Annotated in this window: 3 protein-coding genes; all 3 read right to left on the bottom strand. The window is 68.1% G+C overall.

The features are described 5' to 3' along the window. A partial coding sequence (locus tag NBG84_RS39795) for a Uma2 family endonuclease (protein ID WP_250924624.1) occupies positions 1 to 538 on the bottom strand: 538 nt, incomplete at its 3' end. 316 nt (positions 539 to 854) lie between these two features. Beyond that, a complete protein-coding gene (locus tag NBG84_RS39790) occupies positions 855 to 1,100 on the bottom strand; it encodes a hypothetical protein (protein WP_250924623.1) in 246 nt (81 codons plus the stop codon). Next, positions 1,097 to 1,348, bottom strand: a complete 252-nt coding sequence (locus NBG84_RS39785) for a hypothetical protein (protein WP_250924622.1) — start codon at positions 1,346 to 1,348, stop codon at positions 1,097 to 1,099. Before NBG84_RS39785 ends, NBG84_RS39790 begins: the two co-directional genes overlap by 4 nt. Positions 1,349 to 1,931: the final 583 nt, after the last annotated feature.

Here is a 1,931-nt window from a genome sequence, read left to right as displayed (position 1 = left end):
CGAACTCGATGGGGAACGGTTCGTCGATCCTGCCGATCGTGCCCGCCAGGAGTGGCGGGAGGTCTGCGTAGGTCGCGCCGTGGCGGCGTCCGACCAGGACTCGCGGTGCGGGTTCCAACTCGATCCGCCAGTAGTGCTCGATCCCCGCTGCCGCGTACAACGCGGGCTTGAGTTTACGGTCGGTGACCCGGGTGGACGGGGAAGCGATCTCGACCACGACGAGGACGTCGTGGGCCATGACAGCGGCGCCCGCTTCTTCTGCGGCGGCCGCGTCCACGACCGCCAAATCGGGGATCACCAGCCCGTCAGGGACGATGACGTTGATCGCTTCGAAGACCTCGACCTCAAGGTCGGCGGCTGCGGCGGCCTGCTCCAGCAGGTTGTGCAGACGGTGCGAGGCCCGCTGGTGCGGCAGCCCGGGCGCGGGGCTCATCATCAGCGATCCCCCCACGAGCTCGACGCGCTGCGTCGTGTCCTCGGGTAGCGCCAGCACGTCTTCCAGCGTCCACGGTCCGACGTGGCTGTGGGCGACACTCACGTTCCTCTCACCTCCGGCCTCCTCCGGGCAGTCTCCAGTGTGACCCAGCACCAGGCCGGTGTCTGCTTTGGCGCGAACCGTTCGCGTCAGAGCGCGACGAGAGTGCCATCGGCTGCCCAACCAGCCGGAAGTTTCAAAAATCCCACCCGGAATGAGGGACCATCCCCGCAACGCGGGGCCGACGAGGCGATCACGTCATCCGGCACGAACCAGAGCGGATCATCCCCGCAGCGCGGGGCCGAAACTTGTTGACCTGCGACTTTATCCGTGGTGGGCCCCGGTATTTACTCACTTTGAGAGATTCGGATATTCCGGGTCAGCCGATGATGTGGACTGTGGTGATCAGCAGTACGGGGCGGCTGACGTAGTAGACGACGACGTACTGGTCGACGGGGGCGGAGCGACGGTCTGGCTCCCGTGGGCTGACCGCGGGTCCGGTTCCTTTGCCGTAGGGGTCTGCGGCGATCTTGCGCATGCCGGTTTCGAACGCCGTCCTGCGGGCGGTGGGCATGGCGTTGAGCGCGGTGCGGGCGGCGTCCGCGTATTCGATGCGGTAGCTCACGTGGAAGCCGCTCCAGCGGCCTCGATGCGGTCGAAGTCGGCGTTGATCTGTGCCCACGCGCCGTCCGGCAGCGCCCACATGGCCAGTACCCGGTGCAGGTCCTCCCCCGGGGTTTCGGCGATCACCCGGTCGAACTCCTCCCGGCGCTCCGGAGCGAGCTGCTCGCGGACCCCGGCGATCGTCGCGGGGACCTCAACCGGCTCACCGTCCACCCACGCCGTCCACACAGGGGCTTGTCCAGTCTCCATACCCGCCTCCCTTCCTCGCCTCAACGGTACGCGGCCGCGCCCCGACCACCCCAGACCGCGAGCGGGTGCACACACGAACGAGGGAGGCATCTCAGCGCGGGAACCATCCCCGCAGCGTGGGGACCACTACCTGGACGCGACATACGGCTTGTGGACCCAGGGACCATCCCCACGACGAGGAGAGTGACGGCGGCACCGGTGCCACCGCCTGTGCTCATCTTCACGGCCGGATCCAGGGGACATCCGGATTGGAAGGTCACCGACGGCGCGCGGACGAACCACGCGCCATGCGGGTACGCCCTCTGCGCGGCGTACCGGAAGTCGATCAGCCAGACCTGGGGGGTGCACACGCGCGTGCTGTGGCAGATCCCGACCCGTACTTGCGGTTGATCTTCTCCGCCCGCGCCACGCGTGCCCGGTGCGGGCTGCCGATTTCCCTGCATGGGACATTCGGCGGGCTTGAGCAGTAGGGGCAGGTGATCATGTCCGGTCGCCAGGTGGTCGGGGGCTTGGGCGGGGGCGGGTTCTCCCGGCGTCGGCGGACCTTGTCCTTACGCTGATCCTGGATCGGCTGGAGCCGCTC

The organism is Streptomyces albipurpureus, from assembly GCF_023701525.1.
Lineage (GTDB): Bacteria > Actinomycetota > Actinomycetes > Streptomycetales > Streptomycetaceae > Streptomyces > Streptomyces albipurpureus.
This window is presented reverse-complemented; position numbering and strand designations above follow the sequence as displayed.